The organism is Streptomyces sp. SP18CS02, from assembly GCF_036322365.1.
Lineage (GTDB): Bacteria > Actinomycetota > Actinomycetes > Streptomycetales > Streptomycetaceae > Streptomyces.
Genome location: NZ_JAQYXC010000281.1, coordinates 20,406 through 36,547, shown reverse-complemented (window position 1 = coordinate 36,547; position 16,142 = coordinate 20,406). Strand labels below are relative to the sequence as shown.

12 protein-coding genes are annotated in these 16,142 nt (G+C 72.2%); 5 read left to right on the top strand and 7 right to left on the bottom strand.

Annotated features, from left to right (window positions below; translation table 11 throughout):
- Positions 1-12: 12 nt before the first annotated feature.
- From PUR26_RS15255 to PUR26_RS15235, 5 genes are all read right to left on the bottom strand, one after another.
- Entirely contained in the window at positions 13-1,347 is a 1,335-nt protein-coding gene (locus PUR26_RS15255; RefSeq protein ID WP_329872901.1) for a lysine N(6)-hydroxylase/L-ornithine N(5)-oxygenase family protein, read from the bottom strand.
- A gap of 275 nt (positions 1,348-1,622) precedes the next feature.
- Complete coding sequence (locus PUR26_RS15250) at positions 1,623-2,147, bottom strand: ImmA/IrrE family metallo-endopeptidase (RefSeq protein ID WP_329872900.1); 525 nt, start codon at positions 2,145-2,147, stop codon at positions 1,623-1,625.
- 144 nt (positions 2,148-2,291) lie between these two features.
- Positions 2,292-3,290: a beta-ketoacyl-ACP synthase III gene (locus PUR26_RS15245; RefSeq protein ID WP_329872899.1), complete on the bottom strand. Its 999-nt coding sequence runs from the start codon at positions 3,288-3,290 to the stop codon at positions 2,292-2,294.
- A gap of 404 nt (positions 3,291-3,694) precedes the next feature.
- Positions 3,695-5,782 carry a SpoIIE family protein phosphatase gene (locus PUR26_RS15240; protein ID WP_329872898.1) on the bottom strand — a complete coding sequence of 696 codons (2,088 nt, stop codon included), beginning with the start codon at positions 5,780-5,782 and terminating at the stop codon, positions 3,695-3,697.
- Positions 5,783-6,540: 758 nt separating this feature from the next.
- Positions 6,541-6,771 (bottom strand): hypothetical protein, encoded by a 231-nt coding sequence (locus tag PUR26_RS15235; RefSeq protein WP_329872897.1) that lies wholly within the window; start codon positions 6,769-6,771, stop codon positions 6,541-6,543.
- Between the two features lie 143 nt (positions 6,772-6,914).
- Here PUR26_RS15235 and PUR26_RS15230 point away from each other — a divergent pair, with 143 nt between their 5' ends.
- Positions 6,915-7,280, top strand: a complete 366-nt coding sequence (locus PUR26_RS15230) for a hypothetical protein (protein ID WP_329872896.1) — start codon at positions 6,915-6,917, stop codon at positions 7,278-7,280.
- A gap of 55 nt (positions 7,281-7,335) precedes the next feature.
- On the opposite strand, the gene lysA is transcribed toward PUR26_RS15230, so the two are convergent.
- Positions 7,336-8,667 (bottom strand): diaminopimelate decarboxylase, encoded by a 1,332-nt coding sequence (lysA, locus tag PUR26_RS15225; protein ID WP_329873212.1) that lies wholly within the window; start codon positions 8,665-8,667, stop codon positions 7,336-7,338.
- A gap of 17 nt (positions 8,668-8,684) precedes the next feature.
- Positions 8,685-9,092: an SAV_915 family protein gene (locus tag PUR26_RS15220; protein WP_329872895.1), complete on the bottom strand. Its 408-nt coding sequence runs from the start codon at positions 9,090-9,092 to the stop codon at positions 8,685-8,687.
- A 496-nt stretch (positions 9,093-9,588) separates the two neighbouring features.
- Between PUR26_RS15220 and PUR26_RS15215 the strand changes: the two genes are divergently transcribed.
- The 4 genes from PUR26_RS15215 (at position 9,589) to PUR26_RS15200 (ending at position 16,132) form a co-directional block, all read left to right on the top strand.
- On the top strand, positions 9,589-10,671 hold the full coding sequence (locus tag PUR26_RS15215) for a magnesium and cobalt transport protein CorA (protein WP_329872894.1): 1,083 nt from the start codon (positions 9,589-9,591) through the stop codon (positions 10,669-10,671).
- A gap of 261 nt (positions 10,672-10,932) precedes the next feature.
- On the top strand, positions 10,933-12,288 hold the full coding sequence (locus PUR26_RS15210) for a TIR-like protein FxsC (RefSeq protein WP_329872893.1): 1,356 nt from the start codon (positions 10,933-10,935) through the stop codon (positions 12,286-12,288).
- Entirely contained in the window at positions 12,285-15,650 is a 3,366-nt protein-coding gene (gene fxsT, locus PUR26_RS15205; protein WP_329872892.1) for an FxSxx-COOH system tetratricopeptide repeat protein, read from the top strand. Before PUR26_RS15210 ends, fxsT begins: the two co-directional genes overlap by 4 nt.
- A 65-nt stretch (positions 15,651-15,715) precedes the next feature.
- Positions 15,716-16,132 (top strand): hypothetical protein, encoded by a 417-nt coding sequence (locus tag PUR26_RS15200; protein ID WP_329872891.1) that lies wholly within the window; start codon positions 15,716-15,718, stop codon positions 16,130-16,132.
- The last annotated feature ends 10 nt before the right edge of the window (positions 16,133-16,142 follow it).

The window sequence follows — 16,142 nt, the reverse complement described above, 5'->3', positions numbered from 1 at the left end:
TACGGGGGGAGTTCAGGCGTCCTGCGGCGGCCGGCCGGTCAGCGCGTGGGCGATCTCCCCCGCGCGTACGGCCGTGTTGGACAGCAGCGTCGAGCTCAGGCCGTGCGTGTACTCGGTGGCGCCCTGCAGGTAGATGCCGCAGTGCACGCCGTCCTCCATCTCCAGCCGGTAGTCGCGCCCCACGCGCAGATGTCCGGAGGAGTCCCGCTTGCAGTACCGGACCAGCTCCGGGGCGAGCAGTTCCTCGGGCGGCGTGGGGACGTATCCCGTGGCGTACACCAGGTAGTCGGACTCGACGCGGCTCTTCGTGCCCGTGGTCAGTGTTTCCAGCGTGAGGTGCAGGCCGTCCGCCGTCTCCTCGGTGTCCAGCAGCCGGGAGGCGTTGTCGATCAGGAGCCGCTGCTCGTTCACGACCTTCTCCTGGTACCAGGTGCCGTACAGCTCCTCGATGAGATCGGCGTCCACCACCGCGTAGTTGGTGTTGCGGTGGCGGTCGGTGAGCATCCGGCGCACCGAGGGCGGCGCCTGGTAGAAGTCGTCCACGGCGGGCGGGTCGAAGATGCGGTTGGCGAAGGGCGAGTCGTCGGCGGGGGTGTAGCCGTACGCGGAGAACACGGCGCGCACCTGGGCCTGCGGGAAGCGGCCGTGCAGGTGGGAGACGACCTCGGCCGCGCTCTGCCCGGCGCCGACGACGGTGAAGCGCAGGGGCGCCCGTTCATCGGGGAAGTCCTCAAGGCGGGGCAGCAGCCGGCTGCTGTGCCAGACGCGGCCTGACTCGCTCACCCCCTCGGGCAGCCGGGGGCGCAGGCCGGGGGCGAGGACCACGTTGCGCGTCCGTCGCACGAAGGACCGTCCGTCGCCGTCCGTCCGGCGCAGGCGCACGTCCAGGTACCGCACGGCGTCGGTGTCGGCCACCGGTTCGACGGACAGCACCTCGCACCCGTAGCTGACGTCGGCGTCCACCGACGCGGCGCACCATTCCAGGTAGTCGTGGAACTCCAGACGGCTGGGGAAGAGTGCCTTGTGGTTGATGAAGTCGGCCAGTCGGCCACGGTCCCGTAAATAGCAGAGGAACGAGAACCTGCTCGTCGGATTCCTCATCGTCACCAGGTCCTTGAGGAAATGGACCTGCATCGTGGCATCCCGCAGCAGCATGCCGCGGTGCCAGGAGAACCGGGGCAGGCGTTCGTAGAACTGCACGGCCGGCCCGGGTCCGGCGGCCTCGTCCAGGGCGATCGCGAGGGCGAGATTCGATGGTCCGAATCCGATGCCGAGGGCATCGAGTGGTGTGTTTCCCTCCAGCCCCCGAGAGGCGGTGGAAAGGGCAGCGGCAGAGCCTGCGGTCACCGGTTTCTCCAAAAAATGGACGAGGGGCACGGGACACGAGTTCCGTACGATCCTGCGGGGGCCACCGGTAAACCGTCAACGCCGCCGGTCTGGGTAATTCGGCCCATGGCCCGGCCGGCGGACCGCCCGCTATTCTGCCCAACACTCCCCGGCTGTCGGTCCATTCCGGCCGGAATGCGAATGGATTGCGCCGTCCCGATGCCGTCGACCCGGCTCCGATGCTGCCGGCCGATTCGGCCGCTGTCGGATTTCCGGCGGTGGCGCCGGCGCCGTCGTCAGTCCTGCCCGTGGTGCAGTGAGCGTTCGAGCCGCTGCACCAGGTCGGTCATGCCCTCGGGCGCCGAGGGGGGTACGAAGTCCCAGTCGCTGACCTGGCGGAGCATCCGGGTGGCGAAGTACTCCGCGGCGAATTCCTCGGGGTGGCTGTACTGGCTGCGACCGAACATGTGGCTGACCAGCGCGGTGTCGATCTCCTCGGGGACCAGGGAGTTCCCGTCGTGGGCGTGGGAGCCGCCCGCCGACCCCTCGTGGAGGAGCAGATGGCCCAGCTCATGGGCGATGACATGCTTCTGATGGGTCAGGGTGGTGTCCGCCGCGTAGAAGATGTAGTCCGTGGACGCGGTGGAGACCAGCAGCCCGCAGGGGCTGCCGGCGGGGAGGTCGAGGGGCGCCAGACGGATGGGGCGGCCGCGGCTTTCGCCGATTCGCGCGCACAATACGTCGATGTCGAAGGGGACCGGCAGTTGGAGCCGGCGGATCAGCTCGGCGCACTTCTTCCGCAATTGGCGCTGCTGCCGCATGGTCAGCCTCCCCGCATATGCCAGCCCTTGGCCTCCTCCATCATGCGGCACGCGCCCCTGATCGTTGAAGAGCGGAACCGAAGAAAAGACCGGATGTCCGGTTTCGGCGGGGCGGTTCCGGACGGGGAGATCGCCGCCGGCGGGTCAGGGCAGCGTGACGACCTGGGCGCAGTAGCTCAGCCCCGAGCCGAACCCGGCGGTCAGCACCAGCCCGCCCGGCCTCACGCGGCCCGCCGCCACGAGCGCCTCCAGTGCGAGCGGGATGGAGGCGGCGGAGGTGTTGCCGTCGTCGCGCACCGTGCGGGCCACCTCGACCGACGCAGGCAGCCCCATGCCCTTCACCACGGCGTCGGTGATGCGCATGTTGGCCTGATGCGGTACGAACGCGTCCAGGTCCTCCAGGGTGACCCCGGCGGCCTCGACGGCCTTCAGCGCCACCGGGGCGACCTTGCCGATGGCCCACCGGAAGACCTCCTGCCCGGCCATCTCCAGGTACGGCCAGCCCTCGGCACCGGGGTCCTTCAGCTCGGCGAAGGAACGGCTCTGTTCGATGGCGCGCAGATGGGTGGTGTCGGTGCCCCACACGGCGGGTCCGAAGCCGGGCTCCGCGGCGGGACCGATCACCATCGCACCCGCCCCGTCGCCGAAGAGGAAGGCCGTGGAGCGGTCCCGCGGGTCGACGATGTCACTCATCCGCTCCGCGCCGATCACCACCACATGGTCGGCCTCCCCCGTCACCACCAGGGAGTTGGCGACGGACAGGGCGTGCGCGAACCCCGCACAGGCGGCCCCCAGATCGAAGGCGGCGGCACCGGTCGCCCCGAGTTCGGCGGCGCAGGCGGCAGCGGCTGGCGGTGCCTGATGCAGATAGGACATCGTCGCGAGGATGACGCAGGAGACGTCCGAAGGGGTCAGGCCGGCCGCGCTCAGCGCCTTTTCCGCGGCACGGGCGCCCATCGAGGCTATGGATTCGTCCTGCGCGAAACGCCGGGTGGCAATGCCGGACCGCGCCTCGATCCACTCCGGGTTCGAATCGATGAGTTCGCAGATCTCCGCGTTGCCGACGATCCGGGCCGGGCGGTAGGCGCCAATCCCCAGTGGCCGGGCGTACCGGTTCTTGGTCGAGCTGGATTTTATTTCCATGGCGCGCTCCAACAATCGCTCGGCGGATGGGCCGACTCGGCTCGCACTGTGCCTGGATTCGCTTCCCGCGTTCTACGCGGTGCGGTGGTGAGGCAGATGACGCAGATGACGCTCAATGGAACGCCGCCGAAAAGTCGACTGTCAAGGAGAGCCCGGGAGGGACAAATTTCCTATGTACCCGACACGCGAAGACGGTTTCGATGGGGGGACGGACCGATCACGGGGAGGGGGCGAGGGAAAGAGCCGCTCGCTCCCCGGGCGTCCGCACGGGACGCGGGACGGCGGCCCGGACAAGGGGTGGCCGGGGCCCCTCAGGGCTCAGGGGCTCCGGGCTCCGGGCTCGGGCTCCGGGGGTACGAAGGCGCGGACCTCCCGGGGGACGGCGGCGGTGCCACGCCGCGCCCTCACCCTCCGGGGCTCTCACCCGCGCACGCGACCAGGAGCGCCACGTCGTCCTGGTCGCTGGGGTGACGCAGTTCGCGCAGCAGGCGCTCGCAGGTCTCCTCCAGCGACCCGTCCGGCACACGGAGCAGACCGAGCAGCAGCTCCAGCCGCGTGTTCAGGTCGTCGTCGCGGGTCTCGACCAGTCCGTCGGTGTAGAGGACGAGCCGGTCGCCGGGGGCGATGTCGACCGTGACCTCGCTGAACGGGATGCCGCCCACTCCCAGGGGCACGCCGGTGGGCAGGTCGAGCAGCTTCGGGTCGTCTCCGGGCCGGACCAGGACCGGGGGGAGGTGGCCGGCGCTGGCCATGCAGCACTTGCCCCGGCGCGGGTCGTACACCGCGTACACACAGGTGGCGATCAGGGAGTCCAGGCCGGCGGTGATCTCGTCGAGGTGGCGCAGGACCTCGGCGGGGGCCATCGCGAGGCGCGAGAGGGTCTGGGTGGCGGTGCGCAGCCGGCCCATGGTGGTGGCGGCGTTGATGCCGCTGCCCATCACGTCACCGACCACCAGGACGGTCCTGCCGTCCCGCAGGGGGATGATGTCGAACCAGTCGCCGCCGACCTCCGCGCCGGAGCCGGCGGGCTGGTAGCGGGAGGCGACCTCCAGCGCGACGAGCTCGCTCGGCGTCTGGGGGAGCATGCTGCGCTGGAGGGTCAGGGCGGTGTCCCGCTGCCGGCGGTACAGGCGGGCGTTGTCGATGCCCACGGCGGCGCGGGCGGCCAGTTCGCAGGCCAGCAGGGTGTCGTCCTCGGTGAAGGGCTGCCGGTTCCTGGCGCGTTTGAGGTCGAGGGCGCCCAGGACCTCTCCCCGGGCGATCAGGGGCACCGCCAGATAGGAGTGGACCCCCGCTTCCACCAGCAGGGCCGCCGCATGGCTGTCGCGGGCCACCCGGGAGAGCAACTGGTCGTCGAGGTGGGGCTCGCGCACCGGCCGGCCGGTGCGCAGGCAGTGGGTGACGAGCCGGTCTGCTCCGTAGTGGGCCACCTCGCCCGGGCGGTCGGCCGCCGCCACGGCGACGGTCGGGTAGGCGGCGGCGACGGCCAGGGCCCGGATGTCCGCCGGGCCCTCGGACCGACCGGGTCTGCCCTCCAGGACGTGGTCCAGGAGGTCCACGGCGGCGATGTCGGCGAGTTGCGGCACGGCGACGTCGGCGAGCTCGCGGGCGGTCTGTTCCAGGTCGAGGGTGGTGCCGATGCGTACCGACGCGTCGGCCACCAGGGCGAGGCGGCGGCGGGCCTGCTCCGCCTCGGCCGCCGCCCGGTGCCGGTCGGTCACGTCGATCACCGACATGGCCAGCCCGAGGACCCGGCCGCCCGAGTCGTCCAGCCGGTACAGCGACACCGACCAGGCGTGATCGTCGGCCGGATCGGCCTGGATGCCCCCGACGACCTGCCGGTCCAGCAGGGGGACGCCGGTCTCCAGGACCAGCCGCATCTCCGCCTCGACCGCCCCGGCGTCGACGAACGGCAGGATCTCCCCCACCCTGCGCCCGAGGTGCTCCCCGGCGCGCACGCCGTCCAGCCGCTCCAGGGCGGCGTTGGCCGCCACGTACCGCAGATCGGCGCCGAAGACGGCCAGCCCGATCGGGGACTGGTCCACCAGCCGCACCGAGAGCGCGAGATCCCGCTCCACCTGGCGCAGCGTCGATTCCTCGGTGGCCAGCCCCAGGGCGTACAGGTCGCCCAGGTCGTCCAACAGCCTCATGTTGCGGAACTCCAGCATGCGTGTGGTGCCGTCCTTGTGCCGTACGGGAAAGACGCCCGCCCAGGTCTCCCCGCTGCTCATCACCTGGGAGAAGAGGCCGAGCACGAGATCGAAGCGCTCCTCGTCCACCAGCAGCCGGGCGGCGAACCGGCCCAGTGCCTCCTCCGCCGTGTAGCCCAGCAGCTGCTCCGCCTGGGGGCTCCACAGGACGATGCGTCCTCTGGCGTCCAGGACCAGGGCCGCCACCGCCAGGACGTCCATGAGCCCGCCCCGGGACGAGGCCCTGACTCCGGTCCGGTCCGGCTCGCCGCGGGCGGACGGGAACCCTTCGGTGGTGCCCATGACAGCTCCTTCCCGTGCCGTCGCCGCGCACGGGCACGCCGGGGGCCTCATCGTCCCCCGGCGGCGCCCGCCCCCGCAGCTCCTACTAGCCCTGTTGGCCCCCTGCGCCCGGCGGGCGCCTCGTGCGGCGTTGACGCGCTCGCCCGCGCCCTCGCCGCCGCCCGGGGGCGCGCACGGCGCAAGGACGTGGACGGGGGCTGGCCCTGGGCCAGGACATCCGGGGGCGCCAGGACGTCCTCCGCAGAACGGCCAAAAGGCGTGGTTCCCGCGAATCGGGCCCCCGCGCTAGCGTGAACGACCGATGGCGCGAGGCCGGCCGGCACTTCGGACGCGGCCCTGCCGTATGCCCCCACGAGGAGGCACCCTTGCGAGCTCAGCCGTATCCCCGCCCCGGAAGCACGCGGACGCACGCGGACGCACGGGGACACGGCCGGCCCGGAGGCCGGCGTCCCCCGGGCCGGCCCGGCGGGCCCTTCCGGATCTCGCCCGTGGCGGCGGTGCGGCGATGAGGGCCGCCGGAACGGGGCGGGGCCCGGAGAGGGGCGAGAAGAGGCGCGGGGCACGGACGTGGGCGTCGACCTGGCCGGCGAGTCGGCCTTCGGTCAGGGCGTCCCGCGGCGGAGGGCCGGCGGGTGGACCAGCCGCCGGCCACCGCCGGGCACGGCACCGGTGATCCCCCGCGCGCCCCACGACGGCCTCCGCCCGCGCCGCCGGACGGCCCGCAGGGCGGGCGGAGGCGACCGGCGGTGGTGGGCAGCTCAGCGGGCGCCGTGCAGCACGCCGAGTGCCTGCCCCACGAACTCGGTACCCGACGCGTCGGTGGACGTGACGTCACCGGCTGAGGTGTTGCCGTAGGACTGCACGGAACCGTTGCCGTTGCTCGTCGAGACATGACGGTCGCCCACGGCGGCGGCCATCGGGGCGGACGCGCCCAGTACGACGGCGGCGGCACCGGCTGCGGCGACGGCGGTGAGAAGCTTCTCGATCATGATTCGTCCTTCCTCTTGCATCGGGGCTCCTTGCCCGGATTGCCCTGAGTAACATCGGGGCGCCGGGGGCGTCACGGCCGGGGACGAAGTCGGGTGCACGTGGGGGGACGCCGTACGGGGAATCGGTGATGGAGGGTTCGGCGGTGAGCAACGCTTTCGGCCTTGTGGTGGCGGCGGTCGGTATGGCTTTCGTACTGGCGGGACTGGCGGGCAAGGGCCGGGCGTCGCGGCCCTTCGCCCGCGCCCGCGCGCAGAGGGCACGGGCCCGGCGGTATCCGAAGGCGCTGCTCCGGTCGGCCGACATGGCGATCGCGGCCGCCCGGCGCCGGGCCGGCGCGGGAGAGCCGGCCATCGTCAGGACCGACGACGTCATGGACCTCGCGCGGGAGCACTTCGGCTATCCGCACCCGTCCCGGTCCGACGCGGCCGCCGCCCTGCGCCGGCGGTACGCGAGCGGCGGCTGCGAGAGGGACTGCGTCACCGACGCCTACGACCTGTCCCGGTGGTAGGCGCCGGTGACGCGGTGACGGTGCGGTGCGGGCGTCCTCCCGGTGCCCCCGGGCGTCAGAGCCCGACGTCCCGGCTGCGGAAGTCGTCGAGCGACTCGCGGCGTACGAGCAGCCGGGCGCGGCCGTCGGCGACGGCGACCACGGGCGGTCGCCCGACGAGGTTGTAGCCCGAGGCCATGGAGAGGTGGTAGGCCCCGGCGACCGGCAGGGCCAGCAGGTCTCCGGGTCGGATGTCGCCGGGGAGTTCGGCGTCGGCCGCCAGTACGTCGCCCGCCTCGCAGTGCCGGCCGACCACGTCCGCCCGGCGGGGGGCCGCGGTCGACCGGCGCCCGATGAGGCGGGGCGCGTACCGCACGCCGTACAGCGCGGGCCGCGGGTTGTCGCTCATCCCGCCGTCGACGGCGACGAAGACGCGCTGTCCGCCGCGCTTGACCGCGAGCACGCGGTACAGCGCGACGCCGGCCGGCCCGACGACGGCGCGGCCGGGTTCGATGAGCAGCCGGGGCACGGGCAGCCGGGCCGCCGCGCAGCTCTCGTCGAGCTCGGCGCGGACGGTGCGGGCCAGGGCGGTGATGTCGAGGGCGGGCTCACCGGGGCGGTACGCCACGCCGTGGCCGCCGCCCAGGTTGAGCTCGGGCAGCACGGCGCCGTGGCTGTCCCGTACGCGCGCCATCAGGCCCACCATCCGTCGCACGGCCGTCGCGTACGGCTTGACCGAGGTGATCTGGGAGCCCAAGTGGCAGTGCGCGCCGGTCAGTTCGAGGCGCGGCTGGTCGAGGATCCGGGCGATGGTGTGGTGGGCGTGGCCGTCGGTGATGGTGAGGCCGAACTTCTGGTCGTCCGTACCGGTCCGGATCTTGTCGTGTCCGCCGGCCATGACGCCGGGGGCCACCCTCACCATGACCTTCTGGCGCCCGCCCGGGGCGACGGCGGCGACCAGCCGGGCGATCTCGGAGGGGCTGTCGATGACGATGCGGCCGACACCGAACCGTATGGCGGCGTCGATGTCGTGGGGCGACTTGGCGTTTCCGTGCAGCACGATGTTCTCGGGCGGGAAGCCGGCGGTGACCGCCAGTTCCAGCTCCCCCGCCGAGCACACGTCGAGTCCCAGCCCCTCCTCGTCGGCCCAGTGCGCCATGGCGCGGCACAGGAACGCCTTCGCGGCGTAGAACACCTGCGCGCCGGGAAAGGCGTGCAGATAGGTGCGGCCGCGTTCGCGTACCTCGATCTCGTCGAGTACGTACGCGGGGGTGCCGAACCGCTCGGCGAGACCGGCGAGGGACACTCCGCCGACCCCCAGGTCGCCGTGGTCGAGCCGGGCGGTGGAGGCCGGCCAGACGGACAGGTCGTCCGCGCCCGCCGTGGTGGTGGCCGGAGCTTGACCGATGTTCACGCGGAACTCCTTCAGCCGGTCCGCGTGGACAGTGCCGTGGGGGCGGCCGCCGGTTCGCCGACCGGTACGGCGGCGGGCGCCCGGCCGGGCCGCGGGCACGGGCCCTCCCCGTCCCCCCGGGCGAGGGGGACCGCGGACGGCGCGGAGAGGCACGGGTCCACGGTGAGGGTGGTGACGCCGAGGGGCGTGACGAGCCTGCGCAGCACGGGGCCGGCGAGCCGGACCCATGGCTGGTGCGGACCGAGCGCGGTGGTCAGCCGGTGCTCGGTGGTGAAGCCGATGGCGGTGCGGCCACCGGGAGGGGTGCGGAACAGCCGTACCGCGTAGCCGTGGGGGCCCGGCCGGACCGGGACGTAGAGCGGACCGGCCGGGGCGGGCGCTGATGGCTCCGGTTCTTCAGCGCACAGGAGCTCTGACATCGGATTCCTCCTGGAGGATCCTCGGAACGAGCGAGGAGCCCCGGTGCGGGGAGGCGGCCGGGGCGTTGCTCCGAAGGTATGCCCGCGCGCACCGTCCTCGGAGCCGCCCCTGACGTGATGCTGACGGGTGGCCGGGACGCGTTGACGCGATGCTGACGCCTGCCTCGGGAGGCCGGCCGCGCCGCAACCCCTCTGACGTGCCGTGTACCGGCCGCGCACGGGGGAACCGTGAGGGGGCGGAGGCCGTCGGGCGGGTGGCGGAGGGTGCGAAGAACGGCCGGATCGCGCATGGCCCCGGAGGGCGGGCGGGCCGGACCGGGGGCGTGCGCGAAGTGTTCGCGCGTCCGCGTCCGGGCCGGCCCGCGCCGGGGCGTGGCCCGGAAGGCGCGCCGGCCGGGCGGCGGTGCGCCGCCGGGAGCGGGCGGCCCTGGTCCTGGCGCGGAACGCGCTGGTGGCACACTGACCGCCGGTCGAACGAAGGAGCCAGTACGTGTCGATGATCCGCAGCCTCCGGCGCGTGGTGCGCCGGGCCTACCGCCGGACCGTGGACCTCAGCCATCCCGCCCGCTCCCCGCTCGGCAGCGCGGTGGTCAACTGCGTGGTGTACGAGGACGGTGTGCGGCAGTCCGGTGCCCGGTCGGTGCCGGACGCGGTGGAGCGGGTGCGCACCTCGGGCCGGGGCTTCGTCTGGATCGGGCTGCACGAGCCTTCCGCCGAGGACATAGCCGAGGTGGCCGATCTGTTCGGGCTCCACCCGCTGGCCGTCGAGGACGCCGTGCACGCCCATCAGCGGCCCAAGCTGGAGCGGTACGACGAGACGCTGTTCGCCGTCCTCAAGACCTGCCGCTATGTGGAGCACGCGGAACTCACCGCCACCAGTGAGGTGGTGGACACGGGCGAGCTGATGGTCTTCGCCGGGCCCGACTTCGTGATCACCATCCGGCACGGCGGGCACGGCTCGCTCGGGCCGCTGCGGGAGGCACTGGAGTCCGTACCGGAGCAGCTGGCCAAGGGGCCCGCGGCCGTACTGCACGCCATCGCGGACCACGCCGTCGACGAGTACCTCGGGGTGGCGGACGCCCTGCAGAGCGACATCGACGCCGTGGAGACCACGGTCTTCAGCGAGAACGCGAGCCGGGGCGACGCCGGACACATCTACCAGCTCAAGCGCGAGCTCATGGAACTCAAGCGGGCGGTGGCGCCGCTGGACCGGCCGCTGCACGAGATGGTCACCACGCCGCTGCCCCAGGTGGGCCCCGGCCTCCAGCCGTACTTCCGTGATGTCGCGGGCCGCCTCGCCCGGGTCACCGATCAGCTGGCCGCCTATGACGCCCTGCTCGACTCGATCCTGCAGGCGCACCTCGCCCAGGTGACCCTCGCCCAGAACGAGGACATGCGGAAGATCACGGCATGGGCGGCGATCGTGGCGGTGCCCACCATGGTCTGCGGCATCTACGGCATGAACTTCGAGCACATGCCGGAGCTGCGCTGGACCTACGGCTATCCCGCCGTGCTCTGCGTCATGGCGGCCGCCTGCGGAGTCATCCACCGCAGTTTCCGCCGCAACGGCTGGCTGTGACCGCGCCGGCGGCGGGCCGGCCGGACGCGCCGGCCGGAGGGCGTGCGCACGGGGCGTCCGGCCAGTGGCGCGCCGGGGGCGCGAGGGAGGAGACGGGCGCCGACGGGGCGCCGGTGCTCCCGGCCGGCGCCCGCGGTGTCGTCCGATCGGGATGTTCCTCGCGGAGTCCCGGACGCGGGCGGCCTCTTCTGGGAAACTGCCGACGGCAGGCCTGGGGGCATCGCATGCCGTCAGGGGGGAGCGGACCGGTGGCGGGTGTGCATGGTGCAGCTTTTCCTCAGCTTCTCCGGGGAGGACAACGGCAATGGTCTGGTCAGCGACTTCTTCGACGACCTGTGCACCGAGATCGGTCACATCACGGCCCTCGCCCCGGACACGCTGGGCTACAACTACCTCGAGATGCGCACGGCGATGAGATGGCGCAGGGAACTCAGTGAGGCCCTGGGCTCCTGCAAGGTCTTCATACCGCTCTACTCCCCGCGTTACTTCGCCAGCCAGTTCTGCGGCAAGGAATGGTGGGCCTTCAGCCGCCGCCAGGCGGAGCACGGACTCGGCACGGCCGACCCGGAGCCGGAGATGATCTTCCCGGTCATCTGGGAGGGGGTCTTCGACGGCAGACGGTCCGTCCCGAAGGCCGCCGCGGACATCTGGGCCAGACAGCCCGACCTCGGCGAGCGGTACGCGAGCCGGGGGCTGCGTCAGCTGGTGCAGCTCAAGCACAACAAGGAATACGGCCCGCTCTACCAGGAGATCATCTTCGCCCTGGGAAAGCGGCTTGCCGAGCTCATCGACGACAGCCCCCTGGCGGCGGGCACGGTGTCCGAGGATTTCGACTCCCTCGGCAACGCCTTCCACGACCTGTCCGCCCCGCCGCGGGAGACGCCGGCGGCCGAGGCGGTGACGGCCGCGACCCTCCTGGCCGCGGACGAGGACCTGGCGCGGGCGGAACCGGCCGCCGGGCACACCGTGCCGGGTCCCCGCGCGTCCTCCTCGGGCCCCAAGCGCGTCCGGCTGGTGGTGGCATCGGGCACCCGGGAGGATCTCGGCGGGCTCCGGCAGGACACCACCCCGTACGGCCGGAGACAGGACGAGTGGGCTCCCTACGCGCCGGAGCACCCCGAGCCCGTCCTGCTGTACGCGATCGAGGTCGCCTCGGAGTTACGGCTCATGCCGCAGCCGCAGGAATTCGATGGCGAGGTGACCCGGTTACTGGACAAGGTGGAGGCCGACAACGAGCTCGCCGTTATCATCCTCGACCCGTGGACCATTGGACTGAAGGGCCGTCAGGCCGCACTGAGCGAGTACGACAAACGGCTGACCATGAACACCGGGATGGCCGTGCCCCAGAGCGCCTCCGACACCGAGACGGCCGCCCGGACGGACGCGCTGAGCCAGCAGCTGCTCACCGTGCTCAGCCGCCACGCGCAGTTGCGTGAGCCGGTGTTCAAGATGTCGCTCAAGACGGTGGCGGCGTTCAAGGACGCGTTACGTCAGATCCTCGTCGAACTCACCCGCCAAGTGATGATGCAGGCGACCCAGGTGCGCCCTGCCCTGCGCAGCGGTCCGGGCGTGCTGTTCGATTCCCGGCCCTTCCTCGACGGACCCTCGGAGGGATGATGGGGACAGCGACGGCTGGGGAGCCCGGCGAGATCGTGACGTTCTACTCGTACAAGGGCGGCACCGGCAGGACGATGGCCCTGGCCAACGTGGCCTGGATCCTGGCCAGCAACGGCAAGTCCGTCCTGGTGGTCGACTGGGATCTCGAGGCCCCCGGACTGCACCGCTATTTCCACCCCTTCCTCCTCGACAAGGAGCTCCAGTCCACCCCCGGCGTGCTCGACCTGCTGTGGGACTTCGCGCTCGCGGCGCTGGACCGGGGAGCCGACGGCGCGCCGGGCTGGCACGAACCCTTCGCCGACCCGCTGGAGCACGCGGTCTCGCTGCGGTGGCAGTTCCCGGACAACGGCCACATCGACCTGCTCTGCGCGGGCAGGCAGAACAGGTCGTTCGGCCAGCGGGTCAACTCCTTCGACTGGCACTCCTTCTACAACCGGCTCGGCGGCGGGGCCTTCATCGAGTCGCTGCGGGAACAGATGGCGCGCGCCTACGACTACGTCCTGATCGACAGCAGGACCGGGCTGAGCGACACCTCGGGCGTCTGCACCATCCAGCTGCCCGACACCCTGGTCGCCTGCTTCACGATGAGCACCCAGTCCATCTCGGGGTGCGCCAGCGTCGTGGAGTCGGTGATGCGGAGACGGGCCGACCGCGCGGTGCGCGTGCTGCCGGTCCCCATGCGCGTGGAGAGCGGGGAGGCGGACCGGCTGGAGGAGAGCCGGGACTGGGCGCAGTGGAGCTTCCGCCACGCGTTCCCGCCCGACGGCACGATGGACGTCGAGCGCTACTGGGGCGATGTGGAGGTGCCCTACCGGAGCCTGTACGCCTACGAGGAGCTGCTGGCGACGGTCGGCGACCGGCCGCAGCAGGAGGACACCCTGCTGGCGGCGTTCGAACGGCTCACGGGCCATCTGACACGGGGGGCGATCACCAAGGCCGTGCCGATGGCGTCGTCCCAGCGGGCCACCCTGCGCCAGCGCTACCGGCAGCGCCCGCAAGGCCGGATCAGGTTCGACTTCTTCCTCGCGCACGTGGCCGCGGACAAACCCTGGGCGGACTGGATCGCCGCCCAGCTGACCGATGCCGGGTACCGGGTCTCGCCCGATGTGGCGGCCGCGTCCGGCGGGACGTGGTCGTACATGCTGCGCAACGCGCTGGAGGGCAGTGCCAAGGTCCTGGTGCTGCTGTCTCCCGACTTCTCCAGCGGCGCCTGGATGGCGCAGGAATCCTCGTGGCGGGCCGGCGCGGTCACCGAGCGGCCCGCGCACGTCCTTCCGTTGCGGGTCTCGCAGTTCGACGGGCCCGCGGACACCGAGCTGTCCGCCCTGCCGGAGATCGCTCTCGCCGGGCTGGCCGAGGAGGAGGCGCGGGACAGTCTGCTGGAGGCGGTCGCGGCCTGCCACGGCCCGCCGCCCGAGGCGCCGGAAGGCACCGGGCCCCGGGTGCGGCCTCCCCGGCCCCCCTATCCCGACGCGGTTCCCGTCCTGTGGGAGGTACCGGAGCGGACGCCCCCGTTCGTGGGGCGGGGCGCGGAGCTCCTGCGGATGCTGCGGCATTTCCGCGACGACGGCTCTCCCTACGCGATCACCGGCATGGCCGGTGCGGGAAAGACGGCGCTCGCCGTGGAGTTCGCCCACCGTGCCCGGGGCCGGTACGACGCCGTCCTGTTCGTCCGGCCCCCGGACGTGCGGCACGACTGCGACGACGGGTCGGCCCTCGGGGCGGCGCTGCGCGACGCCGGGCACCGGGTGCGGTCCCTCTCGCCCGGACCGAGGACGCTGCTGGTGCTGGACGGGTTCGAGGGGGTGACGCTCGACGCGCTGCTCGGACATCACCTTCCGTACCACATCATCGTGACGCGCCGCCGGGACGCGAGTGCGGACTTCCGCTACAGCACGGCCCTGCGGGGCTTCACCCCCGCCGAGGCGACCGAGCTCCTCAACCGGTACGTGCCCGGCATCCCCGCCCACGCCGCGGATCAGATCGCGGTGCGGCTCGGCTTCCTGCCCCTCGCGCTGCGGATCGCCGCCAACCAGCTGAGCGTCTCCAGTTCCAGCGTCTGGGACTTCCTGGTCCTGCTCGACAAGCGGCTGGACCAGGTGGTGCTGCGGGCGGGCGGTGACTCCGGCCATTCGCTCCTGGCCCGCTTCCAGCGGATGTTCGACCGCCTGGCCGAGCAGAGCCCGGCGGCGGCCCATCTGCTGGCGCTGCTGGCGCTCACCGCCCCTCACCCCCTGCCGCTGCGGCTGCTGCGGGCGGCTCCCGAGGTGTTCGGGCCGCCGCTGCGGCTGTCGGTGGTCGACGGCGACCACCGGGAGAAGGCCGTGCGGCCCCTGCTGGTGGAGAACCTCGCCGAGGAGAAGGGCGCGGGTCTGTACGCGCACCCCGTACTGGCCGCGGTGATCCGCACCAACCTCTCCCCCGAGGACCACGAGCGCCTCTCGCTGGAACTCACCCGCATGCTCGTCGCGAACGACCCGGGTGATCCCAGTGACGCGACCGACTGGCCCGTCTACCGCTCCCTCATGCCGCTGGTCAACTCCGTCCAGTGGTCGGCGGAGTCCGGGTTCCGCGAACTGCTGCTGCGGTTGTGCTGGTACCAGCTGTCCACGGGAAACCCGCTGACGGCCAAGGAGCTGGCCGACCGGGTGACCAAACGGTTCGAGCCGCTGCTGGGCTCGGTGCACGAGGACACCCTCGCGGCGCTCCACATGGTGGCGCTGTGCGACTGGGAACTGGGCAATGTGCAGCAGGCCGAGGCGATGCTGCGACGGCTCACCGAGGCGCGCGAGAGACTCCTGGGATCCGGGCATCCGGCGACGATGGCGTCACGGAACAATCTGGCGGCGGCGCTGGCCGGCCAGGGGAAGTGGCGGGAGTCGGTCGCGCTGCATCAGGAGATCCTGCGGGACAGGATCACGAGTCTGGGTCCCGACCACCCCGACACACTCGTCTCGGAGGGGAATCTCGCCTCCTCCCTGTACGGCGCCGGGGATTTCGAGCGCGCGCATCAGATCGAGTCGTCCGTCTGGCGGAAAAGGGTCGACCGGTTCGGTGAGGACCATCCGGCGAGTCTGGCCTCCGCCGACAACCTGGCGTCCATCCGGGAAAAGCTCGGCGAATTCGCGAGCGCCCTGGAACTGAGGCGGAGCTCCTTGGCCGGCCGCCTGAAGACCATGGGCGAACAACACCCCGATACGCTGCGCTGCGCGGCGAGTCTGGTTCTGGCTCTGGTCGCCAGGGGCGAGACGGCCGAGGCACGGGAGATGGCCCGGCTGATCAATGAGAACCTGCACAAGGTATTCGGCCCGGACAACGCCCTCGCGCGCCGCATGAAAGAGGTCGCCGAAGGGGACCACTGAGGCATGCGGAAGCAGAGGACCGACAGTCGGGAGCAGATTTTATGAATGTACGGAGGTGACCGGGGGTGGAACCTTTCGCGGCATCGATCGCGGCGGCGGCCGGCCGGGTGCTCGTCCAGGCCATGGCGACCGAGGCCTGGCCCGTCCTGCGGGACCGTCTGGCGCGGCTGATGAGCCGCCGGGCCGAGGATCGCGAGGCCCAGATGACCAACGCGCTGGAGGACACCCGCCATGTCGTCCTGAGCGGCTCCTCCAGCAGCGAGGTGGCCGCGATCCGGTGGCAGGGCCGTCTGGAGGCGCTGATCGAGGACGATCCGGGAGCGGTCGAGGAGCTCCAGTCGATCGTGGACAGCTCCGCCGACCCGTCGGTCTACCGCCCGATCTCGGTGATCGACGGCGGCACGGCCGGGTGGACACAGATCGTGCAGCACAACATCGGAGGGGGAACCATCCTGGTCTCGCACGCCTCCACGCGCACATGACCGTTCCGGC